The sequence below is a fragment of the Nocardia carnea genome, from assembly GCF_029868855.1.
In the GTDB taxonomy this organism is placed as follows: Bacteria; Actinomycetota; Actinomycetes; order Mycobacteriales; family Mycobacteriaceae; genus Nocardia; species Nocardia carnea_A.
On sequence record NZ_JARWOV010000004.1, the window covers coordinates 1 to 5,344 of the forward strand.

Consider the following 5,344-nt stretch of genomic DNA (forward strand, 5'->3'; position numbering starts at 1 on the left):
CCGGCCCCGGCAAAATTCGCGCAGATCCTCGCCGTTGGGTGGACGGGTAGGCTCTGCCCGGGCCGGCGCCCGCGGCACGCCCCGCGGCCTCCTCCCGGCTCCGTCGGTGACGATCGCAGAACGCCTGAATTCTCAATGGGCTCATGGGATGCGGTGGTCTCGAACACCGGCAACGATTGCGCTCCGCCGGGGCGGCCCGGCGGGGCTGACCGGCGCAGAATCCGAACTCTTTCGGACGCACAAGATTTCGCCAGGACGCTCATCTGCGGTTTGTAACTCGTCAAGGGGTAGAGGCGATGGATCATCCGGAATACGTGAATCGTGTTCCGGATAGGAGATCGATCATGTCGACTACCAATGCGGCGCGCCGTGGATTGCGCTACACCTCGCTTCGGATCGCGCTGCTCGGCGCGCTGTTCGCTGCCCCCGCCCTGGCAATGGCACCGGCGTCGGCGGAACCAGGGATCGGTCCGATCACGACGCACCTCGCCCCCGTCTCCGATGACTATGACTCCTCCGGCTACGACCGGTGGGGGTATGACCGCCACGGCTACGACCGGTGGGGGTATGACCGCGACGGCTATGACCGATTCGGTCGCGATAACCGCGGTTACGACAGGGAAGGTTTCGACCGGTGGGGTTATGACCGCGACGGCTATGACCGCGCCGGCTTCGACACGTGGGGTTACGACAAGGACGGTTACGACGAGGACGGTTACGACCGGTGGGACTACACGCGCGACGGATGCCGTATCGACGGCAACGATCAGAAGTGGGCAATCCGCCGGATCTGCGATGCCTGGCGGGCACGCGTGGCGGCTGCCGGCCCCTTCGCCGATCGAACCGGCCTTTTGTAGTAGGCGCACCGGGAAGGCGAACGCTCGCCGCCCGGCTTTCCGGCCGGGATGGTGCCGACCCGGGCAAGACCCCCGACCTACCCGAACGCATACAGGACCGCGGATTCGGCCGACGAGAAACTGAAGGGTCCGGCGAGGTGCCCACTACCGGAGGCGCTGTGCCGCAGTCGGTTCCGCTCCGGCTCGGGGTGTAGCCGGCCGACCCTCGACTGTATGGACCTGCTGTTTGTATAGGAAATCCGCAGAGCGGCGATAGTCCGGTCGAAGCGTGGAAGTGCGCTCGGATTGGAGATCGATGATGTCGACAGCCGCTACGAGTGGCAGGGGCAGGCACCGTACCGGGATCAGGACCGCGCTGTTGAGCGCCGTGCTGGTCCCCATAATTCTGGCCACCCCTGCCTATGCGGAGCCGGATGCCGCAGTGCTGCCGGCACCGACACAGAACACGCCGACCCCGCCGGCGCTTCCCACCGCTACGCCGGAACCGCCGCCGCCGACTACGACGCCCGAGCCGCCGACTACGACGCCGGAACCACCGACTACGACGCCCGAGCCGCCGCGGCTACCCGCCGATTGTCCGGACGGTATACCCGCGCACGCTCCGCACTGTGTTGTACCCGGTCCACCCGATCCCTTCGGTACCGACGGCTACGACACCTTCGGCTACGACAGATCGGGCTTCGATCGTTCCGGTTTCGATCGCTGGGGGTTCGACCGCTCAGGTTTCGATCGGTTCGGCCGCGACCGGTGGGGTTACGATCGCTCCGACTATGACCGGTGGGGTTACGACCGCTCCGGCCTCGATCGCGAGGGCTACACCAGCGAAGGCTGCCGGGCCGACGGTGTGGACCGCGAGTGGGCTGATCGCGCCGTCTGTGACGCCTGGCGGACGAGGATCCCGACCGGGAGCGCCGGGTAGCTTCACGCCTACCCGCTGTACGACGAACGCCCGCCGTCCGTTTCCGGGCGGCGGGCGTCGCATGCTGTGAGCCGGAGGGTTACCGCGGCGCCATTCGCAGCGCGCCGTCCATGCGGATGGTCTCGCCGTTGAGGTAGTCGTGCTCGACGATGTACTGCGAGAGCTGCGCGTACTCGTCGGGGCGGCCCAGCCGCGACGGGAAGGGCACGCCGGCCTCGAGGCCCTGGCGGTATTCCTCGGTGACACCGGCCAGCATCGGGGTGTCGATGATGCCGGGGGCGATGGTGTTGACGCGGATACCGAACTGCGCGAGGTCACGCGCGGCCGGAACGGTCATACCGTGCACGCCACCCTTCGACGCCGAATAGGCGATCTGGCCGATCTGGCCTTCGAACGCGGCCACGGAGGCGGTGTTGATCACGACGCCGCGCTGCCCGGATTCGTCCACCGCGTCGGTCTTGGCGATGGCATCGGCGGCCAGTCGCATGACGTTGAAGGTGCCCAGCAGGTTGACGGTGATCACCGTGCGGAACAGTTCGAGATCGTGCGGGCCGTTCTTGGAAAGGATGCGTCCGGCCCAGCCGACACCGGCGCAGTTGACCACGATACGCAGCGGGGTACCTGATTCGACCACCTTGGCGACGGCGGCGGCGACCTCGTCGTGGCTGGTGACATCGGCGGCGAGCAGGGTGACCCCGTCGGGGACATTGTCGCCGGCGCGCTCGATCGACTGCGGTACGTCGAGCCCGAAGACGGTGGCGCCCAGATCGGCGAAACGCTTGGCGGTGGCGGCGCCCAGACCGGACGCGCCCCCGGTGACGATGGCGGCGGAACCCGAAATCTCCACGATGGTCCTCTCGTTCGTGACAAGCCAGTTGGCCTAACGTCAATTGCACCCTAACCCGTGGATGCACCGGGGTCGTGGACGGTCCCCTTGCGCCGATCGGTCACCAGGTGCTAGGGCTGTCCGCCGGTCTGCCGGTCGCCGATATCCGCGGTATCTGCCGAGGTCACCGCCGTTTCCCTGGTCATCCGGCGCGTGTGCAGCCACCACAGTGTCACGGCCGCCGCGGCGGGCGCGGCCGATGCCAGACCGATCGCCGGTAGCAGGCCGATCGCGGGTGCCCCGGTGTTCACGGCGGTCAGTGCGCCGATGAACAGGAACAGCAGCCCCGAACCGAAACCGATCGCTCGTTCGGGGAGATGCTTGCCCAGCAGAATGCCCACCGCGATGGCCAGCGCGTCGGCCGCGACCATCCCGATGGTCGACCCCAGCCAGACCCCTGCCCAGTTGTTGTCGGTGGCGAGCGCGGCCGTGGCGAACATGGTGCGGTCGCCGAGTTCGGCCAGCAGGAACGCGGAGAGGACCACGAAGAAGGGCGCGGCGCCGGCGAATCTCGGGGGTGTGGGTTCGCCGTCGTCGCCGGCGAGTTCCCGCAGCGTCCACACCCCGACTGCGAGGAAGGTCACCGCCGCGACCCAGGCAATAGCCGTCGTGGGCAGGGCGGCGCCGAGGAAGTGCCCGATGGCAACAGAGAGCACATGCACGGCGGCGGTTGCCGCGGTGATGCCGCCGAGCACTACCCACCAGCGATAACGCAGGGCAAAGGTCAATGCCATGAGCTGGGACTTATCGCCCAGTTCGGCAAGGAAGACGATACCGATGGCGAGTCCGATGGTGGCGATCATCCGTGGGGCTCCCGATCCTCCGGTTCACCGGCCGGATACGGGTACGCCTCCGGCCGGCAACGCGATAGCTGTCCGACCGAAGGTCTCGCCCACCGGGCTACCGGTTCACGCGACCGGACCCGCCGCGGGGCGGTGAGGTCAGTATGTCGACCGCGTGATTGGGGGCTACTCCCCTTCGCTGCCGGCAACTCTATCGCACCTACATCGGTGTCGCAATCACGCAACTGTGAAAAATGGCTTCTGACAAGAAGTTTGGCTAAGGTAGCGGCATAGTTAGGGGACCCTGATAATCGTTGTCCGGCCGTCCGGAACGGTTTTGTGGCATCACTCCAGCAACCAGATCGCGAGCCCTGATTCGAAGTACGGGGTCCTCGACGGTCGGGCCGGGGCGTGGCCGGAGTGTCCTTGCGAGTTGTGGGAAAGAACTTCCGGCGCACGAGCGGCCGGATAACCGAGAACAGTGAGCCGTGAGACTGGACGTTAGCCTGCTGGGCCCGGTCGATCGGTACACTACCGACCAACGAGAGGATCCGTCAGATGTCGATCGAGAACCGCTTGGCTGTTCTGGAAGCCCAGGTTGTGCAGATAATCAATGAGCGCGATCGGGAACCGGAATCGGTCCGGGGTCTTCGTGCCCGGATCGATAGCAACCACAATGCGGTCGTCGGGGAGCTCGGTAGCCTGCATGCCGACGTCCAAGATCTGCGGACCGGCCAAGCTCGGCTCGAAGCCGGGCAGACGAAGCTGCGTGCCGACGTCCAGGAGCTGCGGGCCGGGCAGGCTCGGCTCGAAACCGGGCAGACCCGGCTCGAAACCGGGCAGACCGAGCTGCGCGCCGACGTCGCCACCTTGCAGCAAGGTCAGCAAGCCGTCATGGAGAAGCTCACAGAGATCTTGTCGAAACTGCCGTAACCAGCGAATCGGCCATCTTCGGCGATGGCACGGCTGACGACGGCATCGATACGAGCCCGGCCTTGCGGCCGGGCTCGCACTCGGTTCAGGCGGCCAGCAGCATGGCCAGTACGGCAGTGTCGGGATCGCTGATCGGATCCAGCCCGACCCTGCTGACCAGGGAAGTGACCGTTCCGTCTGCTTCGGCTTCGGCCCAGGCGGCCCGGTGTTCCAGCCCGAGGTGCGGCAGGCCCGGCAGCAATACGCACCCGGAGGCTGCCCCCGTGCACTCCGGTAACGAGGGATTGGTTTCCGCTGGTGGATGCAGCATGAACAGGGCGGGTGGTGTGTGTTCGCCGAAAAGCCCTGGCTGCACACTCTCCTCACCCAGCACCGGGCCTTCTGCCATCACCAGCCCGACGGTATCGGGCGCCGGATCATCGGGTAGTTCCTCGCGCACTCCGAAGACCGTCGAGGTAGTGAGCAGACCGGGCATGGACGCCACGCGTACCGCGAGCACCAGCAGTTGGGACCACTCCTTGGTCGTGTCCGGCCAGCGGCCGGAGATCACGAAACCGCGCAGTGTTCCGCCGGCATGGAACGGCGTTACGCCGATTTGACCGTTGCCGCGCATGATGCCTCCCGTACGGATACCGGGGCGGCGTTGCCCGCCTGTGCCTATTGGGTATGAGCGAAGGGCACTGCGCGGTAACGCTTCGCTACCGCCTCCAGGCCTACTCGCTCATACCGCGAGTTGTGTGAAGATCGAGCATCTCCCAGAAGTCGTCTGGCACACAAGTACCAGAGAGTGCCAGTCCACCCGGAAACGCCGAAATGCCCGCGGGCCCCATGGTGCGCCGCCAGGTGTGGAAGCGCTCGGTGCTTCCGCGTCTCAGGGGACTACGCCGGCGCCGGAGACCCCGCGAGGCTCCGGGATCACGGACACCGGCGGCGACCCGCGGTCGGGTGCAGGCAGCGCGATATCCGG

6 protein-coding genes are annotated in these 5,344 nt (G+C 66.8%); 3 read left to right on the forward strand and 3 right to left on the reverse strand.

The features are described 5' to 3' along the window. Positions 1–344: 344 nt before the first annotated feature. Together QH195_RS00030 and QH195_RS00035 are read left to right on the forward strand one after the other, a co-directional pair. On the forward strand, positions 345–857 hold the full coding sequence (locus QH195_RS00030; protein WP_280433836.1) for a hypothetical protein: 513 nt from the start codon (positions 345–347) through the stop codon (positions 855–857). A gap of 358 nt (positions 858–1,215) precedes the next feature. Beyond that, complete coding sequence (locus QH195_RS00035) at positions 1,216–1,776, forward strand: hypothetical protein (protein WP_280433837.1); 561 nt, start codon at positions 1,216–1,218, stop codon at positions 1,774–1,776. Between the two features lie 79 nt (positions 1,777–1,855). On the opposite strand, the gene QH195_RS00040 is transcribed toward QH195_RS00035, so the two are convergent. Continuing rightward, complete coding sequence (locus tag QH195_RS00040) at positions 1,856–2,623, reverse strand: SDR family NAD(P)-dependent oxidoreductase (protein WP_195055885.1); 768 nt, start codon at positions 2,621–2,623, stop codon at positions 1,856–1,858. Positions 2,624–2,733: 110 nt separating this feature from the next. Next, positions 2,734–3,465: a TMEM165/GDT1 family protein gene (locus tag QH195_RS00045; RefSeq protein ID WP_280433838.1), complete on the reverse strand. Its 732-nt coding sequence runs from the start codon at positions 3,463–3,465 to the stop codon at positions 2,734–2,736. Between the two features lie 537 nt (positions 3,466–4,002). Here QH195_RS00045 and QH195_RS00050 point away from each other — a divergent pair. Beyond that, positions 4,003–4,377, forward strand: a complete 375-nt coding sequence (locus tag QH195_RS00050) for a hypothetical protein (RefSeq protein WP_280433839.1) — start codon at positions 4,003–4,005, stop codon at positions 4,375–4,377. A gap of 85 nt (positions 4,378–4,462) precedes the next feature. Here the strand turns inward: QH195_RS00050 and QH195_RS00055 are convergent, their stop codons facing one another. Further along, the gene (locus tag QH195_RS00055) at positions 4,463–4,990 is read right to left on the reverse strand and encodes a peptidase (RefSeq protein ID WP_280420601.1); all 528 of its coding nucleotides are present in this window, start codon (positions 4,988–4,990) and stop codon (positions 4,463–4,465) included. Positions 4,991–5,344: the final 354 nt, after the last annotated feature.